Here is a 17,880-nt window from a genome sequence, read left to right as displayed (position 1 = left end):
CAACCCGCCGCCGACCTTCAAGGTCGCGGCTTATGCCATCTGATTGGAGTTTGATGACCATGAGTGTGGAAACTCAAAAGGAAACCCTGGGCTTCCAGACCGAGGTGAAGCAACTGCTGCACCTCATGATCCATTCGCTGTATTCCAACAAGGAAATTTTCCTTCGCGAATTGATCTCGAACGCCTCTGACGCTGTCGACAAATTACGCTTTGAAGCGCTCGCCAAGCCTGAATTGCTGGAAGGCGGCGCGGAACTGAAAATCCGTGTGAGCTTCGACAAAGACGCTAAAACCGTCACCCTCGAAGACAACGGCATCGGCATGAGCCGTGAAGACGCGGTCACCCATTTGGGCACCATCGCCAAATCCGGCACTGCCGATTTCATGAAACACCTGTCTGGCGATCAGAAAAAAGACTCGCACCTGATCGGTCAATTCGGTGTCGGTTTCTACTCGGCCTTCATCGTCGCCGATAAAGTTGACGTATTCAGCCGCCGTGCCGGCCTGGCTGCCAGCGAAGGTGTGCACTGGTCGTCCAAGGGCGAAGGCGAATTCGAAATCTCCACCGTCGAGAAAGCCGACCGTGGTACCCGCATCGTTCTGCACCTGAAGTCCGCTGAAGACGAATTCGCCGATGGCTGGCGTCTGCGCAACATCATCAAGAAGTACTCCGACCACATCGCCTTGCCGATCGAGTTGCCGAAAGAAGTGGCAGCCGTTGAAGGCGAAGAGAAGCTGGCCGTTGAATGGGAAACCGTCAACCGCGCCAGCGCCCTGTGGACTCGCCCTCGCACTGAAGTGAAAGACGAGGAATACCAGGAGTTCTACAAACACGTCGCTCACGATTTCGAAAACCCGCTGAGCTGGAGCCACAACAAGGTCGAAGGCAAGCTCGAGTACACCTCGCTGCTTTATGTGCCGACCCGTGCTCCGTTCGACCTGTACCAGCGTGAAGCGCCGAAAGGCCTGAAGCTGTACGTGCAGCGTGTGTTCGTCATGGATCAAGCCGAGTCGTTCCTGCCGCTGTACCTGCGCTTCATCAAAGGCGTGGTCGACTCCAACGACCTGTCGCTGAACGTGTCGCGGGAAATCCTGCAGAAAGACCCGATCATCGATTCCATGAAGTCGGCGCTGACCAAACGCGTTCTGGATATGCTGGAAAAACTGGCGAAAAACGAGCCTGAGCAATACAAAGGCTTCTGGAAGAACTTCGGTCAGGTCATGAAAGAAGGCCCGGCAGAAGACTTCGCCAACAAAGAGAAAATCGCCGGCCTGCTGCGTTTCGCATCCACTCAGGGCGAAGACGGCGAGCAAGTGGTTTCGTTGGCCGAATACCTGGCACGCGCCAAGGAAGGTCAGGACAAGATCTACTACCTGACCGGCGAAACCTACGCGCAAGTCAAAAACAGCCCGCACCTGGAAGTCTTCCGCAAGAAAGGCATCGAAGTGCTGCTGCTGACCGACCGTATTGACGAGTGGCTGATGAGCTACCTCAGCGACTTCGACGGCAAGAGTTTTGTCGACGTGGCCCGCGGTGATCTGGATCTCGGTAATCTGGACTCGGAAGAAGACAAGAAAGCCGCGGAAGAAGTCGCCAAGTCCAAAGAAGGCCTGGTTGAGCGTCTCAAGACCGCTTTGGGCGACTCTGTTGCTGAAGTTCGGGTTTCCCACCGTCTGACCGATTCCCCGGCGATTCTGGCTATCGGCGAGCAGGACCTGGGCCTGCAGATGCGTCAGATTCTGGAAGCCAGTGGTCAGAAGGTTCCGGATTCGAAGCCTATCTTCGAATTCAACCCGGCTCACCCGCTGATCGAGAAACTCGACAACGAGCAGAGTGACGAGCGCTTCGGCGATCTGTCGCACATCCTGTTCGATCAGGCAGCCCTGGCAGCCGGCGACAGCTTGAAAGACCCGGCCGCTTATGTGCGTCGTCTGAACAAGCTGCTGGTTGAACTGTCGGTTTAACCGCGTTGTAGAAAAACCCGCCGAACAGACTGTGTGAAAACCTAGCAATCTGCATCGCGGTTTAAGAAAATGCCCCGTATCGAAAGATACGGGGCATTCTTGTTATGGCTTACATCCAGGGCCAAGCGCGCGATCAGACCAGCCTTTTTCCGGTTTCGCTGGAAGATTTAATCCCTGAGGATCACCTCGTTCGCGTGATTGATGCCTTCGTTGCCAAGCTCGATCTCATACGTCTGGGGTTTGACAAGGCGGTGCCCAAAAGCACAGGTCGCCCCTCTTACGATCCGGCCGATCAGCTAAAGCTCTATCTGTACGGCTATTTCCAGCGTATCCGCTCCTCCCGTCGTCTCGAAGCCGAATGCCAGCGCAACATCGAAGTCATGTGGTTACTCAACCGCCTCAAACCCGATTTCAAGACCATTGCCGACTTTCGCAAGGACAACAAACAGGCGTTCAGTGCAACGTGCCGGGTCTTCGTTCAGTTCTGTCGTACGGTCGGTTTGATCGCTGGCGACCTGGTTGCCATTGATGGCAGTAAATTCCAGGCGGTAGCCTCGTCGCGGCGCCATCTGAACGTGAAACAACTCAAACGCCAGCAGGAAAAACTGGATAAGCGCATCGCCCAATATCTGGCTGAACTGGATGAGGCCGATAAAGCCGAAGCGGGTGAAACCATTGATCGCAGCGCCATCAAGACAGCGCTGAAGCAACTTGAAGCCCGGCAACTGAACAATCTGACCTGCCAGGCGCTGATGAAGTCGATGGGGATCGAGCAGTTCAACACCGGCGAAAGCGATGCCCGAATGATGCGCACGCCCAAAGGTCCGCGGGTGGCTTACAACGTACAAACCGCCGTGGACGCTGAACATTGCTTGATCCTGCATCACGACGTGACACAAGACGGCAACGATACCCAGCAACTTGAGCCCATGGCCAAGGCCGCCAAAGAACAGTTGCAGCAGAGCGAACTGAGCGTGACCGCCGATGCGGGCTACTCCAACGGCAAGCAGTTCCAGGCGTGTGAAGACGCGGGCATTACGGCGTACGTGCCGCCCAACCGAGCGGTTAACCCCCGTAGCAAGGAGAAGGAACTCTTCGAGCGAAAAGATTTTGCTTACGATGCGCAGCAGGATCAGTACCAATGCCCTGCCGGCAAACTGCTGACACTCAAACAGCTGAATAAAGGTGAGCGCATTTACCACGCAGCTATCAGCGACTGCGCCAACTGCCCACTGAAAGGTCAATGCACCGACGCTCAGCGCCGATACGTCTCACGCCACGCCCACGAAGATGCCTTCGAGCGAATGGAGCAGCGCATGCAGGCGCATCCCGAAATGATGGTGAGCCGAAGGTCCATCGTTGAGCATCCCTTCGGCAACCTTAAACAATGGCTGTTTGGAAACGGCCGCTTCCTGCTGCGACAGTTAGAGGGGGCAAAAGCGGAAATTGCCCTGGCGGTGAACGCCTACAACCTCAAAAGAGCGATCAATGTGCTGGGTGTACGTCAAATGATGGAGTTGATGGGCTGAAAAGCCTTTTTTCGCCTGTTACCTGCACAAAAGCAAACGCCCCGAACAAGTCGGGGCGTTTGCTTAGGCCGCCTTCAGCGTGTTTTCACACAGTCTGTTAGGCGGGTTTTTTTATTCTGGTGTTTTTTACTGGGAGTTAGTCATGAGCCAAATCATTGTTCGCTCCGTCGCCTATCAGATCGACGGCCAGTCGTATGAAAGCCGACTGGCCTTCGATGCCGACCATAAAGGCCCGCGCCCGGGTCTGTTGATGGCGCCGAACTGGATGGGTGTCAGCGCCGGTGCCGAAGAGATCGCCAAGTCGGTAGCGTCCAAGGGCTACGTGGTGTTGATCGCGGACCTTTACGGTCAGTCGATTCGTCCGCAGAACGGCGATGAGGCAGGCGCGGCGATGATGCCGTTGAAGAATGACCGTGCCTTGCTGCGCAAACGCATGCAGGCTGCCTTCGAACAACTCCAAGGGCAGGGTGAGGCGACAGTCGATACCTCGAAATTGGCGACGTTTGGTTTCTGCTTTGGTGGTTGCTGTGCGCTGGAATTGGCGCGTGCCGGCGCGCCGGTGAAAGCGGCAGTGTCGTTCCATGGCTCACTGGATACGCCGAACATGAACGATGCAAAAAACATCAAGGGCTCGGTGCTGGTGCTGCATGGTGCTGCCGATCCGCTGGTGCCGAAAGAGCAACTGCCGGCGTTCGAAGCTGAAATGAACGCCGCTGGTGTGGATTGGCAATTGCTAAGCTACGGCGGCGCGGTGCATTCGTTCACCGATCCCCATGCCAATGTGCCGGGCACGATGATGTATGACGCAAAAACCGCTGCTCGTGCGTTCATGTCGATGCATAACTTGCTGGATGAAGTGTTCAAGGGCTGAGCTGTTTTCAGGCTCTGACTCAGTCGGTGCCTACGCGGGCCTCATCGCGGGCAAGCCCGCTCCCACAGGGATTTGTGCCGTATGCAATTTTTGCGAACGACCCGGTCAACTGTGGGAGCGGGCTTGCCCGCGATGGCGGTGTTACTAACGTCGAAGATCCGAAGGCAGTTCGATCCGCTCACTTTCCCCCGGCACTGTCGGCCAATCCCCGGCCGCCCAACGCCGACGTGCTTCATCGATCAATGCCGGATCGCTGGCCACGAAATTCCAGTTGATCCGTCGCGGGCCATCCAGCGGTGCGCCGCCAAACAGCACGGCATGACAGTCGCTCTCGGCGAACAGTGTCATCTCTTCCCCGGCCGGCAATACCACCAGCGAGTGAGGTTCAATCAGCTCGCCATCCAGTTGCACCTCACCGCTCAGCACATACAGTGCCCGCTCTTCATGCTCGGTGGGGATCAGCAATGTGGTCGCCGTTTGCAGGTTCAATTCGGCATACAGCGTAGGAGAAAGCACCGGGACCGGCGATTCGAGGCAAAAGCCTGACCCGGCGATCATTCGTATCTTCACGCCAAGGTTATCGCTGACGGGCAGCGTGGCAGCCGGATGGTGGCTGTAGTGTCCCGGACCGTGTTCACGATCCTTGGGCGAAGCCAGCCAGATCTGTAAGCCGTGCATCGTAAAGCCGCTGTCTTTCAATGGTTCGGGCGTGCGTTCGACGTGGGCAATTTCGCTACCTGCCGTCATCCAGCTGACATCACCGGCATTCACCACCTGATCGGAACCGAGGCTGTCCTTGTGCTGGATTTGCCCTTCAAACAGGTAGGTGAGGGTGGACAGGCCGATGTGCGGATGCTGACGGATGTTCATGCCTTTGCCCGCCGGGTAACGGGTTTCTAGCATGTGGTCAAAAAACACGAAAGGCCCGACGTTGCGGCATTTGGCTGACGGCAACGGGCGAAGAATCGGCTGGCCTTCGACATCTTCGGCGCGAGGGCGGATCACGAGCGGAGTGTTCATGGTGCATTCCAGGCTGAGCGGGTGACGCAGGGAGCATAACCCGCTTGCGCAGCCCTTGCCGCTATTGGCTGAAGGCACCTTCGGACAGATGGGTTTCGATGCTGATCTCGGAAGTGGTCATCAGCTTGTGTACCGGGCAGCGGTCGGCCACGCGGTGCAGTTCGTCACGCTGGGCGTCGGTGAGCACACCCTTGAGCGTGAGTTCGACGTGCAGGGCGTATTTGCCTTTCTGCTCTTCACTGTTGTCGCGCGTGACCTCAACCTCGACGCCCGTCAGCGGGATGTCCTTTTTCTTGGCATACATTTTCAGCGTCAGAGCCTTACAGGCACCGAGGGCTGCGTCGAAGTAGTCGTGTGGTTCGGGCGCTGTGCCTTCGCCGCCAGAGGCTTTCGACACATCGGCAAAGAGTTCGTGGTCATCGATCTGGACGCTGTGACGAAAACCTTCGGCGGAGACGGTATTGACGGTAACAGTCATGGGAAACCTCGCGGGCAATATGAAAAGTCATTCGATCAAAAAAGACCCTGAAGTTATAGAGCATTCCTTCAAGTTCGCGTTCCACTTTCTTGCCGGCTGAACCCTGGTTTGCGCGCAGCGGTCTATGTTGCTCATACCGCAGGTGTTCATATCCAGGAGAATCCCGTGCCCCCGATCCGCTTGAGCCTCGCCTGGCTGTTGGCGCTGTGCAGCGTTGATGCCTACGCCCGCGAATACGCTTACAGCGATGCGCACCTGCATTACGTCGATTTTTTCCAGGAAACGGCTGGCATGTCGAAATTGCTCACGGCCATGGACGAAAATGCCATTGAGCATGTGATGATTTCCGGCATTCCGGTGGCCAAGAAATGGCACGAAGACGAACCCAAGCGTCCACGTTATTACGCCGGCGATGACGCCGATGCCTACTGGTACAGCGCGACCGATGTGATCGTCGCGGCGGCGGTGAATAAGCTGACGCCCGAGCAGCGCCAGCGTTTCCACCCTTTTCTGTCCGGCTTCAACCCGAATGACAAGAACTCCGCGACACACATCCAGCGCATGCTCGACCTCAATCCTGGGCTTTGGCAGGGCATTGGCGAAATCTTTACCCGTCACGACGATCTGACTGCACTGACGTCCGGCGACACGCCGCGAGCCAATAACGAGGCGATGACCCGCATCTACCACCTGGCTGCCGAGAACGACTTGCCGGTGATGCTGCATTCCAACATCACCTCCAAGCGTGAGAAAAATCCGCTGTACCTGGCAGAAATCGAAGAGCCGCTGCGCAATCATCCACACACGCGATTCATTTGGGCTCACGCGGGCAGCAGCGCGGAGATTCATCGGCACCAGACTCAGCTGGATTTTCTGTTGCCGACGCTGTCACGAATGCTCGAGGCCTACCCCAATCTGTTCGTTGACCTGTCCTGGAGCATGCTGACGCCTTACCTGCTGGACGAGCAGGGCAAGCCTCGGGATAAATGGGTGAAGCTGGTGGAGCGCTTTCCGGAACGCTTCATGCTCGGTTCCGATGTGGTGGGACGTTTCAACAAGCTCGGTCAGGAAATGCGCGGCTTCGATCCGTTTCTTGATGCCTTGCCGGAGGATGTTGCCAGAAAGGTCGCGCGGGATAACTTTTTGGCGATCCTGCCTCGTTCCGTAGGTAAAAGCTGATTTCGCGGCGCGGCCTTCGCGAGCAAGCCCGCTCCCACACTGGATCTCCTGTGTACATAGATGTTGTAAACGACCGAGATCCCGTGTGGGAGCGGGCTTGCTCGCGAAAGCGATAGCTCATTCAACCCATTTGTTGAACCTGTCGCCAAACTCGGACCTGTCATCAATAAGTCATGTCCGTGTCATACGCTCCGGCCATCTCAATCAAGGAGCGCACCATGCACCTCACCCGTTTAGCCGTCTTGGCCACAATGATGTTCGTCAGTGGTTTGGCCAGTGCCGAAGTCCGCGTCGAAGGCCCAGTGGAATACGGCGTGTTCGCTGGCCCGAAAGCCGAACTGCAATCGGGCGAGCGAGTTTTGCGCCGCAGCAATGAACAGATCCAGCAAACTGAAATCGTCCCCGCCAAGCTCGGCACCAAGTTCGGTATGCGTTACCAGTTGGTCGGCAAGGTCGCCGAAGATCAGCCGCTGACTTTGCTCTATTTCACGCCGGGCATCCGTACTCCGGATGGCGTGCGTCACGACAAACTGGAAGTCACTCAAAAACTGGTACCCGGTGCTCCGCAGGACCTGATGGCCTACGAGTTCACCGAAAGCCATGAAGTCGTTCCCGGTGAATGGCGTTTCATGGTGTTCCAGGGTGATCGCCTGCTGGCCCAGCAACGCTTTACCGTGCGCTGATCGCTCTCGCCCAGCCAAATGCCAGACGAAAAAAAGCCCCGCGTTTGCGGGGCTTTCATGTCGTTGCGAATCAGCTGCCTTTGACCGTCTTGCCGTTGACCGTACCATCGAGGAGCATGATGTTGTACTCCTTGCCGTCGGTTTCGACCTGTTGCAAACGGACCAGCAGGTAATCCCAGTCCTTGGCGAACCACAGGACGGTGATGCGCTTGCTTTGTGTCGGGTCGCGCACGCGCTCGACCTTGATCGCATCGATCTGGCCGGCCTTGGTGTCGACTTTCTCCGAACCCAGCACGCGGAAGTCATAGGTATCGACTTCGCCGTCATCGACGACCTGATAGCTCATGCTTTTCTTGCCCGCGGCCACGTCATGCTGCAGCGCCAGTTGATAGGTGGACTTGTCGACCATGCCACGGTTGAGCGGGAGCTTGACGGCGTCACCGCGATCGGTGCCGGTGACCATCTTGTTGGTCCAGTCGAAGTCCAGATCAGCTTTCTTGGCTTTGCCCAGGCCACCGCGTTCGAAGTGGTAGGACTGCGGCAGCAGCGTGTCCTTGTCCAGGGTCAGGGTGCTTTCTTCGGTCAGGCTGGCGATCATCATCGACGCCTTGAAGCTGAGTTTCCAGACGCCGTTGGCTCCCTTGGTCAGGCTGCGTTCGGCGGTGCCGCTCATGGGCAACTGCTTCCAGTCGGCGGTGTAGCTGGCGGAGAAGGGTTGAAGGTCTGCGGCCTGCGCAAACGGCAGGGCGAGCAGAGCGCAAGCGAAGAGCAGGGCGCGACGCATAAAATCTCCTAGGTTCGAATCAAGTGGCCGCTGGCCGCGAGTAACTGTCCATCCAGTAAAGCACCTTGCTCACCGAGTGATACACGACCTTCAGCAAACCAGCGTACGGCCATCGGGTAGATCAGGTGTTCCTGGGTATGGACTCGCTGCGCCAGACTCTGCGGCGAATCGTGCAACTCTACCGGTATTACTGCCTGTACGACCAGTGGTCCGCCATCGAGTTCCTCGGTGACGAAGTGCACGGAACAGCCGTGTTCAGTGTCGCCGGCCTCCAGCGCGCGCTGATGAGTGTGTAACCCTTTGTATTTGGGCAGCAGCGAGGGATGGATATTGAGCAGGCGACCCTGATAGTGGCGCACGAAGTCAGCGCTGAGAATGCGCATGAAGCCGGCCAGTACCACGAGTTTGGGGTTGAAGGCGTCGATCAGTTCGATCAGCGCGGCATCGAAGGCCTCGCGACCTTCGAAAGCCTTGTGATCCAGGGTGCGGGTGTCGATACCCGCGTCCCTGGCGCGTTGCAGGCCGTAGGCGTCGGCGCGGTTGGAAATCACCGCAGCGATGCGAACTGGGCTGTCGCCGGTTCGCGTGCTGTCGATCAAGGCCTGCAAGTTACTGCCGGTGCCGGACAACAGCACCACCACATCACAGGTCTGGGACATCCGCTCCTGCATCAGTGTGCCTTGAGGTTCTTCAGTTCAACCGAAGCCGCGCCTTCGGCAGCGGTGGAGATCTGACCGATGACCCAAGGCTGCTCGCCGGCTTCGCGCAGAACGTTCAACGCGGTTTCAACGTGCTCTTGAGCCACGCAGATGACCATGCCGACGCCGCAGTTCAGCACGCGGTGCATTTCGGTTTCGTCGACGTTGCCTTTCTCTTGCAGCCAGTCGAACACCGCCGGGCGGGTCCAGCTCGCGACGTCAACCACCGCTTGAGCGCCTTTTGGCAGTACGCGCGGGATGTTGTCCAGCAGACCGCCACCGGTGATGTGGGCCATGGCTTTGACAGCGCCGGTGTCTTTGATCAGCTTGAGCAGCGGCTTCACGTAGATACGGGTCGGGGCCATCAGCAGGTCGGTCAGCGGTTTGCCGTCGAGCTGGATGTTTTCGATGTCGGAACCCGACACTTCGATGATCTTGCGGATCAGCGAGTAGCCGTTGGAGTGTGGGCCGGAAGACGGCAGGGCGAGCAGGGCATCGCCGGCAGCGACTTTCGAACCGTCGATGATTTCGGACTTTTCTACGACGCCGACACAGAAGCCGGCCAGGTCGTAGTCTTCGCCTTCGTACATGCCAGGCATTTCAGCGGTTTCGCCGCCGACCAGGGAGCAGCCGGACAGTTCACAGCCAGCGCCGATGCCGGTCACAACCTGTGCAGCGGTGTCGACATTCAGTTTGCCGGTGGCGTAGTAGTCGAGGAAGAACAGCGGCTCGGCGCCGCACACCACCAGGTCATTCACGCACATGGCCACCAGGTCGATGCCGATGCTGTCGTGCTTGTTCAGGTTCAGCGCCAGGCGCAGCTTGGTGCCAACGCCGTCAGTGCCCGAGACCAGTACCGGTTGCTTGTAACCGGCCGGGATTTCGCAGAGGGCGCCGAAACCGCCCAGGCCGCCCATGACTTCCGGGCGCGCAGTGCGCTTGGCGACGCTCTTGATGCGTTCGACCAATGCTTCACCGGCGTCGATGTCTACACCGGCGTCCTTGTAGCTCAGGGAGGGTTGCTTGCTCATGATCCAGGCCTTTAGGGGGGATTCAGGGGTAACGACCGAGTCCAGTGGGGACGTCGAAATCGACGGGGGGCGATTGCCTCACGCACTATTGCGACACCGCCCGGCTGTTGCCGGTCTGCGAAGGCGCGCGATTTTATCAGGCTTGAGAGGCAGCGGCCATCCTCGTGCCGACGGGTAGGGGCATATCGCGTTAAAAAAACCGATATTGCCCGTGTTAGTGGTGTCACACATGGCTGTATAAGGTATCGACGCTAACCGTCTATCGTTATGACAGTGCGAAAACTTACCGGGATCGTGTGAATGTTTTGCTTGGGCGTGTGGTCACAGCCTAGTTCATGCGGTCTGTTCCAGCCGCTCTAGTCGTCAGGAATCTTTCATGCGTTTTCTTAAATTCTTGTTCGTGGGCTGTTTATCCGTGATCAGCCTGGCCAGCCATGCCGAAACCGTCAAAGGCCTCTATCAAGTGCGCCAACCTGTCACCAGTCAGACGCCGGAGGAGCGCGATCAGGCGACTCAGCGGGCGCTGGAAACGCTGGTATTGCGCCTGACCGGCGACCCCAAGGCGGCGCAGAGCCCAGGTCTGGCGGCCGTGCGCAAAGACCCTCAGCAGATCATCAGCCAGTTCGGTTACGACGCCGGGCCGCCGCAGGTGCTGAAAGTCGATTTCGATCCGGCCACCACCGAACAGGCCTTGCGCCGTGCCGGGTTGGCTCTGTGGGGCACCAATCGGCCGTCGATCCTCAGCTGGTGGTTGAACGATTCCGCCGAAGGTTCGAGCCTGGTCGGCGATGGTCAGGCCAGCGCTGCGCCCCTGCGTCGCGCGGCTCAACACCGTGGCCTGCCGCTGCGTCTGCCGTTGGCGGACCTGGATGAGCAGATCGTCGCCACTGCACCGAATCTGGAAAGTGCAGACCCTGCGCCGCTGCGGGGCGCGTCCGACCGTTACAATGCCGACGCCTTGCTGGCGGTGCATGCCCGCGAAGAGGGGGGGCAATGGCAAGCCAAGTGGCGTTTGTGGTTGGGTGATCAAAAAGAGGCCGGTAGCGTGCAGGGCGCCGATACCGCCGCCGTGGCCGATGCGGTGATGCTGGCGGTCAGCGAGCGTTTGGCCCCACGTTTTGTCGCCAAGCCGGGGACGTCGAGCGAGCAATTGCTGGAGGTGCAAGGGATGAGTCTGGAACGTTATGCGACGCTCGGGCGTTTGCTGGAACCTTTTGGCGCGCGTCTGCAAAGTGTCGACGGCGATCGCGTGCTTTATCGGGTCAACGGCAGCGCCGATCAACTGCGGGCGCAGTTGTCCCTGGCGAAGTTGCAGGAAGTTCCGGCCGGTGAGACGCCGGCCCCCACGGCGCCTGTTCAACCCGTGGCTGCTGGCGTGACACCGGTCGCAGCGCCAGCCCCGGCACCGACGCCGCAGTTGCGTTTCCGTTGGTAAGTTTTTTCTATATATAGAAGCAGGAGTGGTACATGGCCGATACACGGCGTTGGTTCTGGCTCGGTGGGGTGGTCCTGCTTTGCGCGTTTGTTTACCTGTTGCACCCGATCCTGACGCCGTTCCTGGTGGCGCTGTTGCTGGCCTATCTGTTCGACCCGCTGGTGGATCGGCTGGAGAAGTACGGCCTGTCACGAACCTGGGGCGTGGTGGCGGTGTTTGCGTTGTTCACGTTGATCGTCACCGCGTTGCTGTTGGTGTTGGTGCCAATGCTCGCCAAGCAGCTGTTTCGGTTGTATGAACTGGCGCCGCAGATGCTCGACTGGTTACAGCACACCGCGGTGCCGTGGGCGCAATCGAAGATGGGTTTGTCGGACGGCTTCTGGAAGTTCGACAAGCTCAAGGCTGCACTTAGCGAGCACATGGGCCAGACCACCGACGTTGTCGGCGTGGTGCTGAGTCAGGCGACAGCTTCAGGCCTTGCGCTGATTGGCTGGCTGGCCAATCTGGTGCTGATCCCGGTGGTGAGTTTTTATCTGCTGCGCGACTGGGATCTGATGATGGCCAAGATCCGCAGCCTGCTGCCCCGTGATCGTGAAGAGCGTGTCATGTCCCTGGCTGGGGAATGCCATGAAGTGCTCGGAGCGTTCGTGCGCGGGCAGTTGCTGGTGATGCTGGCGCTGGGCGTGATCTATGCCGCAGGCTTGATGATCGTCGGGCTGGAGTTGGGGCTGTTGATCGGTCTGATCGCGGGGCTGGCGGCGATCGTGCCGTACATGGGGTTCGTCATCGGGATTGGTGCGGCGTTGATTGCCGGTCTGTTCCAGTTCGGTGGCGATCTGTACCCCATGATCGGTATCGTTGCGGTGTTCATGGTCGGCCAGGTGCTGGAAGGTATGGTCTTGACGCCATTACTGGTGGGGGACCGGATCGGTCTGCATCCGGTGGCGGTGATTTTCGCCATCCTGGCCGGCGGTGAGCTGTTCGGTTTTACCGGCGTACTGCTGGCGTTGCCGGTGGCGGCGGTGATCATGGTTCTGGTGCGTCATGTGCATGATTTATATAAAGATTCTGATATCTACATCGGTGTCGACGAATCTGAACTGTAAGGTTTTTTGATTGTGCGTAGCGGGCTGTCTGGTTTCATGCCAGGTTTGCCCGCTTCCCTCGCGCGGCTGTCACATGCGCCGCAAAGAAACTGTCAGTTAACGCAAACCTTTGATTTTGCTTGTGGTCTGTCGCATTGTGCGGTCAGCTTCACGGGTATAAACTTCGCAAACTTTACACAGAGGCCACTAACGGTTCCTTTGGAACTGTTCAGTCAGCATGAAACCGATTCAGCTGCCCCTAGGTGTGCGTCTGCGTGATGACGCTACCTTTATCAATTACTACCCAGGCGCCAATGCCGCAGCACTCGGCTATGTCGAGCGGCTCTGCGAAGCCGATGCCGGCTGGACGGAAAGCCTGATTTACCTCTGGGGCAAGGACGGGGTAGGGCGCACGCATTTGCTGCAAGCGGCGTGTCTGCGCTTCGAGCAACTGGGGGAACCAGCGGTGTACCTGCCGTTGGCCGAGTTGCTGGACCGCGGCATTGAAATTCTCGACAACCTTGAACAATACGAACTGGTTTGCCTGGACGATCTGCAGGCAGTCGCCGGTAAGGCGGATTGGGAAGAGGCGCTGTTCCATTTGTTCAATCGTCTGCGTGACAGCGGTCGGCGTCTGCTGATCGCCGCCTCGACATCCCCGCGCGAACTGCCAGTGAAGCTGGCGGACCTCAAGTCGCGGCTGACGCTGGCCCTGATTTTTCAGATGCGCCCGCTCTCTGATGAAGACAAATTGCGTGCCTTGCAGTTGCGTGCATCCCGTCGTGGCCTGCACCTGACCGACGAAGTCGGGCATTTTATTTTGACCCGCGGTACCCGCAGCATGAGTGCGCTTTTCGAGTTGCTTGAGCGTCTCGATCAGGCCTCCCTTCAAGCTCAGCGCAAGCTGACGATCCCGTTCCTGAAAGAAACCCTTGGTTGGTAAAAACCTGGCAAAGCCCAGGTTTTACACGGGTTTGGCATATTTCAGGCGTCAACAGATCCGCTTTCCTGCAAGGGGGCAGGCTGCGCAAAGATTCAAAATGGGCTTAAGCGCTTAGATGTAAACGAGAAACCGAGAAGTCACATAAAGATCGATTGAATTTGCAAATGAGGTTGATAGCGGGCATAGTCTCGGCTTCTTCAGAAACTATCAGCCACGGTCGTGCCCATGCTAAATCGCTTCGCACCCCTCGTGCCTCTCGCACTCGTTACCCTGTTGTTCGGTTGCGCTGCTCACTCTCCAGTGTCCCAGCAAGAGCAACAACAACAGGTCAAGAATTCATCTACCGCGCAGTCTTCCGTTCTTTTCCAGGAAACTCTTTACCAGGAAGAGGCGGCCACCGATAAAGAGCTGGCAGACTTCGCCGGCGGCAAGTCGTACCAGCTTCCGGTTCTGGCCGACAGCATCCTCGAACGTGGCATGTCCCTGATCGGTACCCGTTACCGTTTCGGCGGCACCTCCGAGGCTGGCTTCGACTGCAGCGGTTTCATCGGTTATCTGTTTCGTGAAGAGGCTGGCATGAACCTGCCGCGCTCCACCCGCGAAATGATCAACGTTGACGCTCCTCTGGTTGCTCGCAGCGCCCTCAAACCGGGTGACCTGCTGTTCTTCGCTACCAATGGCCGTCGCGGTCGTGTCAGTCACGCCGGCATCTACCTGGGTGACAACCAGTTCATCCACTCCAGCAGCCGCAAAAGCGGTGGTGTCCGGATCGATAGCCTGGGCGACAGCTACTGGAGCAAGACCTTCATTGAAGCCAAGCGCGCCCTCGCGATGGCGCCTGCAGCAGCCCCGGCTATCGTCACTGCACGTAAGTAAACGGACAGTTTGTAAGGCGAAGTTAAAGTCTTACTTGAAGTTTGCCGCGTAGTCGCTAGAATCCTGATCTATTATTGATGGCAAACCGCCTGCGTTCTGCGCAGGCGGTTTTCTTTTCTGTCTTTGTGGCAGAAAAAGCCGCAGCCAGATCAGGATGTTCTGTTTATGACGATGTCGGCCCGCCTCGCACTCATGTTCTTCGCAGCGCTGCTCAGCGCCTGCGCCAGCCGCACACCGCCACCCGCGCCGGTGGTTCGCGCGCCCATTGTTTTCGGTCCTTCCCAAGCCTTTTCCCCTGCGGCAGAAGACGTGCTGTTTCGCGCGCTCGGTCTTGTGGGAACGCCTTATCGCTGGGGCGGCAACACGCCGGATTCCGGATTCGATTGCAGTGGTCTGATCGGTTACGTTTATCGCGATGTCGCAGGTATTTCCTTGCCACGCTCCACCCGCGAGATGATCGGCATGCAGGCCCCCAATGTCGGCAAGGAAGGCCTGCAAACCGGCGACCTGATTTTCTTCGCCACCAATGGCGGCTCCCAGGTCAGCCACGCCGGGATCTATGTCGGCGAAGGCCGCTTCGTCCATGCGCCGGCCACGGGCGGCACGGTCAAGCTGGACAGCTTGTCCAAAGCTTACTGGCAGAAAGCCTACCTGAGCGCCAAACGCGTCTTGCAACCCGAGCACTTGGCACATAATCCATAGCCTGGATTGTCATGATCGCTCGCACCGCAAGTGCTAGACGGCGGTTTTTTGGGGCTGTGATTGCCTCTTCGCGAGCAAGCCCGCTCCCACATTAGATCTGCGAATACAGGTCCATTGTGGGAGCGGGCTTGCTCGCGAAGGGGGCGACACATCCGCCAACGGCTTCGCGGGCAGCGCTGTTTACTTGGCCGCCGACACCCGCCACACCTTGTTCCCCACATCATCCGCCACCAGCAAGCTGCCCTGTTGATCGATCACCACGCCCACTGGCCGGCCCATGGCTTTTTCCTCGTCATTGAGGAAACCGGTGAGCACATCCACTGGCTGTCCGGTCGGTTTACCGGCGTTGAACGGCACGAAAATCACTTTATAGCCGCTGTGCGGTTTACGGTTCCACGAGCCATGCTGGCCAATGAAAGCCCCGTGAGTGAACGGCGCCGGTAATTTGCTGCCTTCGGCGAACGCCAGGCCCAGTGACGCGGTATGGGGGCCCACTGCGTAGTCTGGTGCAATGGCCTTGGCGACCAGATCAGGGTTTTGCGGCTCGACGCGCACGTCGACGTGCTGGCCGTAATAGCTGTAAGGCCAGCCGTAAAATCCGCCGTCCTTCACTGAAGTGATGTAGTCCGGCACCAGGTCGCTGCCGATTTCGTCACGTTCATTGACTGCGGTCCACAATGCGCCGCTCTGAGGCTCCCAGGCCAGACCGTTTGGATTACGTATCCCCGAGGCGAAGATCCGGTGGTTACCGGTGGCGCGATCCACTTCCCAGATTGCCGCCCGGCCTTCCTCCTGACCCATGCCGTTTTCACCGACGTTGCTGTTGGAGCCCACGGTGACGTACAGCTTGCTGCCATCCTTGCTGGCGATGACGTTTTTGGTCCAGTGGTGATTCAGCGTGCCGCCCGGTAGATCGACCACCTTGATGGGCTGCGACTTGATCGACGTCTCGCCGTTTTCATAGTGGAAGCGCAGAAGGCGATCGGTGTCGGCGACGTACAGGTCATTGCCGACCAGGGTCATGCCGAAAGGCGAATTGAGGTTTTCCAGGAACACCGTGCGGGTTTCGGCGACGCCGTCGTGGTCCTTGTCCCGCAGCAGGGTGATGCGGTTCGGGCTGGGGACGCCGGCACCGGCACGGCCCATAACCTTGCCCATGATCCAGCCGCGAATGCCTGTGCCGTCATCGGGTTTGGCCGGCGCGTTGGTTTCGGCCACCAACACGTCGCCGTTGGGCAACACGTAGAGCCAGCGCGGGTGATCGAGGTCTTCGGCAAACGCGGCCACTCGAGTCCCCGCCGCCGCGACGGGTTTGACTCCTTCAGGCCAGCCGATCGCCGGGGCGATGTTCACCGTGGGGATCAGGGTTTTATTCGGTTCTGGCAGCTTGGGCGACGGTCCGGTGCCGTCCGAGACTTGCAGGCTGGAGGTTTCACCACAGGCGGCGAGCCCTCCGGCGAGCGCGATGATGAAAACGAGCTGGGGTTTGCGCATTACTGATCTTCCCTATGAATGCATTGACGTAATCATAGAGAAGCGTAGACGCTCGATGGTTCAACCGGTCAGCCGCGGGCTTCCTTGAGCAGCACGGCAATGCCGGGGTGATAGTTACCGGCTTCGTTGCGCAACTTGCGGTAGGCGTACGGGAAATACCAGGCCACGGCGCAGCAGTGTTCCTTTTGCAGGTCGTCGACCATGTCCTGAAGTTCTTCCGGTGTAGCGCTCTGCTGGGCTTTTTGCGGCGCAACGAACAGGCACCCGAGTTTCAGGTCGCTGGCGTAGCTGATTCGCTTGGCGTCGCTGGTGATGTCCTGCAGTGCCTGGGTCAGGTTCAGGCTATTGACTCGTGGCCAGCGTTGAGTGGCTTGAAGGTAGGCGCGTTCTTCGGGGGTGGCGATAAACAGATCGGCGCGGGCGTTGCGTTCGCCTTCTTCGTTCTGCTTGCGCGTCGGTGTTTGTTGCAGCGTGACCATTTCTGCCATCCACGCCGCGGCGCAGAGCAGGCCGAGGTTGGCGTTTTCGTCATGCCAGTAAGGCGTATCGTTATCGCCACGCACGGCGTTGTAGCGGTCGATACAGTCAAACCAGCGTTCCAGCACCGGCCGCAGGAATTCCAGCTTCGGATTGCTGATGATCATGCCTTGCATGTGGCTCACCCTTATTATTGTGTTGTGAGATTGTGGCTCTTTGATATCACTGCCGACAGTGTGGCACAAGATTGGCGTCAGATAATTGATAGGTGGCAGTTATTCGCTCAGCGGTGTCCCGGCTTTAATTGACGCTCCACCCCCAACCCTCTAACCTTCGCGGCTTGTTTCAGGTGCTCTGTGGCCTTGGTCGACAGAGTGAAACAGGGAAGCCGGTGAGTGAATTTCTTCCTGCGAAGAATGATCGCGATCCCGGCGCTGCCCCCGCAACGGTAAATGAGTAAAAGCTGCGCCTTGAGCCACTGTGTCGACTATCGACATGGGAAGGCGCGCAGTTGGCCTTGGAGCCGCTCATGAGCCCGGAGACCGGCCTGATTCATTCAGCGGCATCACGGTGGGCGATGCCAGGCTTCTTGCCGTCTATTCTTGTGCCTGCCCGCCGTTATCCAGCCTCA

General features: G+C 58.5%; 17 protein-coding genes and 1 riboswitch. Of the genes, 10 read left to right on the top strand and 7 right to left on the bottom strand.

Features of this window, described 5'->3' with window-relative positions; all coding sequences use genetic code 11:
• Positions 1-59: 59 nt before the first annotated feature.
• The 3 genes from htpG (at position 60) to ACA044_RS21600 (ending at position 4,364) form a co-directional block, all read left to right on the top strand.
• The gene (gene htpG / locus ACA044_RS21610; RefSeq protein WP_497443190.1) at positions 60-1,964 is read left to right on the top strand and encodes a molecular chaperone HtpG; all 1,905 of its coding nucleotides are present in this window, start codon (positions 60-62) and stop codon (positions 1,962-1,964) included.
• A 104-nt stretch (positions 1,965-2,068) separates the two neighbouring features.
• Complete coding sequence (locus ACA044_RS21605) at positions 2,069-3,493, top strand: IS1182 family transposase (RefSeq protein ID WP_497443189.1); 1,425 nt, start codon at positions 2,069-2,071, stop codon at positions 3,491-3,493.
• 142 nt (positions 3,494-3,635) lie between these two features.
• Positions 3,636-4,364 (top strand): dienelactone hydrolase family protein, encoded by a 729-nt coding sequence (locus ACA044_RS21600; protein WP_497443188.1) that lies wholly within the window; start codon positions 3,636-3,638, stop codon positions 4,362-4,364.
• A gap of 144 nt (positions 4,365-4,508) precedes the next feature.
• On the opposite strand, the gene ACA044_RS21595 is transcribed toward ACA044_RS21600, so the two are convergent.
• Complete coding sequence (locus ACA044_RS21595; RefSeq protein ID WP_497443187.1) at positions 4,509-5,384, bottom strand: pirin family protein; 876 nt, start codon at positions 5,382-5,384, stop codon at positions 4,509-4,511.
• Between the two features lie 61 nt (positions 5,385-5,445).
• A complete protein-coding gene (locus tag ACA044_RS21590) occupies positions 5,446-5,862 on the bottom strand; it encodes an OsmC family protein (RefSeq protein ID WP_123720747.1) in 417 nt (138 codons plus the stop codon).
• A gap of 165 nt (positions 5,863-6,027) precedes the next feature.
• Here ACA044_RS21590 and ACA044_RS21585 point away from each other — a divergent pair, with 165 nt between their 5' ends.
• Positions 6,028-7,041: an amidohydrolase family protein gene (locus tag ACA044_RS21585; protein WP_497443186.1), complete on the top strand. Its 1,014-nt coding sequence runs from the start codon at positions 6,028-6,030 to the stop codon at positions 7,039-7,041.
• A 218-nt stretch (positions 7,042-7,259) separates the two neighbouring features.
• Positions 7,260-7,724: a DUF3859 domain-containing protein gene (locus tag ACA044_RS21580; RefSeq protein ID WP_497443185.1), complete on the top strand. Its 465-nt coding sequence runs from the start codon at positions 7,260-7,262 to the stop codon at positions 7,722-7,724.
• Positions 7,725-7,794: 70 nt separating this feature from the next.
• Here ACA044_RS21580 and ACA044_RS21575 read toward each other — a convergent pair whose 3' ends face one another.
• From ACA044_RS21575 to purM, 3 genes are read right to left on the bottom strand one after another with little or no spacing between them, the layout of a single operon-like run.
• Positions 7,795-8,508, bottom strand: coding sequence for a DUF3108 domain-containing protein (locus ACA044_RS21575; protein WP_123496149.1), 714 nt, complete (start codon positions 8,506-8,508; stop codon positions 7,795-7,797).
• A gap of 8 nt (positions 8,509-8,516) precedes the next feature.
• Positions 8,517-9,167, bottom strand: a complete 651-nt coding sequence (gene purN, locus ACA044_RS21570; protein ID WP_497443184.1) for a phosphoribosylglycinamide formyltransferase — start codon at positions 9,165-9,167, stop codon at positions 8,517-8,519.
• An 11-nt stretch (positions 9,168-9,178) separates the two neighbouring features.
• Positions 9,179-10,237: a phosphoribosylformylglycinamidine cyclo-ligase gene (gene purM / locus ACA044_RS21565; RefSeq protein WP_497443183.1), complete on the bottom strand. Its 1,059-nt coding sequence runs from the start codon at positions 10,235-10,237 to the stop codon at positions 9,179-9,181.
• Between the two features lie 376 nt (positions 10,238-10,613).
• On the opposite strand from purM, the gene ACA044_RS21560 reads away from it, so the two are divergent.
• The 5 genes from ACA044_RS21560 to ACA044_RS21540 all read left to right on the top strand — a co-directional run bounded on the left by ACA044_RS21560 (position 10,614) and on the right by ACA044_RS21540 (position 15,278).
• Positions 10,614-11,672 (top strand): DUF2066 domain-containing protein, encoded by a 1,059-nt coding sequence (locus ACA044_RS21560; protein ID WP_497443182.1) that lies wholly within the window; start codon positions 10,614-10,616, stop codon positions 11,670-11,672.
• 32 nt (positions 11,673-11,704) lie between these two features.
• Complete coding sequence (locus ACA044_RS21555) at positions 11,705-12,778, top strand: AI-2E family transporter (protein ID WP_497443181.1); 1,074 nt, start codon at positions 11,705-11,707, stop codon at positions 12,776-12,778.
• A gap of 217 nt (positions 12,779-12,995) precedes the next feature.
• Positions 12,996-13,700: a DnaA regulatory inactivator Hda gene (gene hda / locus ACA044_RS21550; protein ID WP_007898944.1), complete on the top strand. Its 705-nt coding sequence runs from the start codon at positions 12,996-12,998 to the stop codon at positions 13,698-13,700.
• A 225-nt stretch (positions 13,701-13,925) separates the two neighbouring features.
• Positions 13,926-14,576, top strand: coding sequence for a C40 family peptidase (locus ACA044_RS21545; RefSeq protein ID WP_497443180.1), 651 nt, complete (start codon positions 13,926-13,928; stop codon positions 14,574-14,576).
• Positions 14,577-14,741: 165 nt separating this feature from the next.
• Positions 14,742-15,278, top strand: a complete 537-nt coding sequence (locus tag ACA044_RS21540; protein ID WP_497443179.1) for a C40 family peptidase — start codon at positions 14,742-14,744, stop codon at positions 15,276-15,278.
• Positions 15,279-15,458: 180 nt separating this feature from the next.
• On the opposite strand, the gene ACA044_RS21535 is transcribed toward ACA044_RS21540, so the two are convergent.
• Positions 15,459-16,772: a PQQ-dependent sugar dehydrogenase gene (locus tag ACA044_RS21535; RefSeq protein ID WP_497443178.1), complete on the bottom strand. Its 1,314-nt coding sequence runs from the start codon at positions 16,770-16,772 to the stop codon at positions 15,459-15,461.
• Positions 16,773-16,840: 68 nt separating this feature from the next.
• A complete protein-coding gene (locus ACA044_RS21530) occupies positions 16,841-17,425 on the bottom strand; it encodes a hypothetical protein (protein ID WP_497443177.1) in 585 nt (194 codons plus the stop codon).
• Between the two features lie 154 nt (positions 17,426-17,579).
• Positions 17,580-17,814, top strand: a riboswitch (cobalamin riboswitch).
• Positions 17,815-17,880 lie beyond the last annotated feature (66 nt).

The sequence above is a fragment of the Pseudomonas sp. LBUM1673 genome, from assembly GCF_059695645.1.
The sequence above is the reverse complement of the archived record's forward strand: the minus strand, read 5'-3'. Positions and strand labels throughout refer to the sequence as shown.

Coding starts and splice junctions, on each gene's coding strand:
- ACA044_RS21600 (WP_497443188.1), top strand. CDS start 3,636: ATGAGCCAAATCATTGTTCGCTCCGTCGCCTATCAGATCGACGGCCAG.
- purM (WP_497443183.1), bottom strand. CDS start 10,237: ATGAGCAAGCAACCCTCCCTGAGCTACAAGGACGCCGGTGTAGACATC.
- ACA044_RS21555 (WP_497443181.1), top strand. CDS start 11,705: ATGGCCGATACACGGCGTTGGTTCTGGCTCGGTGGGGTGGTCCTGCTT.
- purN (WP_497443184.1), bottom strand. CDS start 9,167: ATGTCCCAGACCTGTGATGTGGTGGTGCTGTTGTCCGGCACCGGCAGT.
- ACA044_RS21595 (WP_497443187.1), bottom strand. CDS start 5,384: ATGAACACTCCGCTCGTGATCCGCCCTCGCGCCGAAGATGTCGAAGGC.
- hda (WP_007898944.1), top strand. CDS start 12,996: ATGAAACCGATTCAGCTGCCCCTAGGTGTGCGTCTGCGTGATGACGCT.
- ACA044_RS21530 (WP_497443177.1), bottom strand. CDS start 17,425: ATGCAAGGCATGATCATCAGCAATCCGAAGCTGGAATTCCTGCGGCCG.
- ACA044_RS21560 (WP_497443182.1), top strand. CDS start 10,614: ATGCGTTTTCTTAAATTCTTGTTCGTGGGCTGTTTATCCGTGATCAGC.
- ACA044_RS21545 (WP_497443180.1), top strand. CDS start 13,926: ATGCTAAATCGCTTCGCACCCCTCGTGCCTCTCGCACTCGTTACCCTG.
- ACA044_RS21540 (WP_497443179.1), top strand. CDS start 14,742: ATGACGATGTCGGCCCGCCTCGCACTCATGTTCTTCGCAGCGCTGCTC.
- ACA044_RS21535 (WP_497443178.1), bottom strand. CDS start 16,772: ATGCGCAAACCCCAGCTCGTTTTCATCATCGCGCTCGCCGGAGGGCTC.
- ACA044_RS21580 (WP_497443185.1), top strand. CDS start 7,260: ATGCACCTCACCCGTTTAGCCGTCTTGGCCACAATGATGTTCGTCAGT.
- ACA044_RS21590 (WP_123720747.1), bottom strand. CDS start 5,862: ATGACTGTTACCGTCAATACCGTCTCCGCCGAAGGTTTTCGTCACAGC.
- htpG (WP_497443190.1), top strand. CDS start 60: ATGAGTGTGGAAACTCAAAAGGAAACCCTGGGCTTCCAGACCGAGGTG.
- ACA044_RS21575 (WP_123496149.1), bottom strand. CDS start 8,508: ATGCGTCGCGCCCTGCTCTTCGCTTGCGCTCTGCTCGCCCTGCCGTTT.
- ACA044_RS21605 (WP_497443189.1), top strand. CDS start 2,069: ATGGCTTACATCCAGGGCCAAGCGCGCGATCAGACCAGCCTTTTTCCG.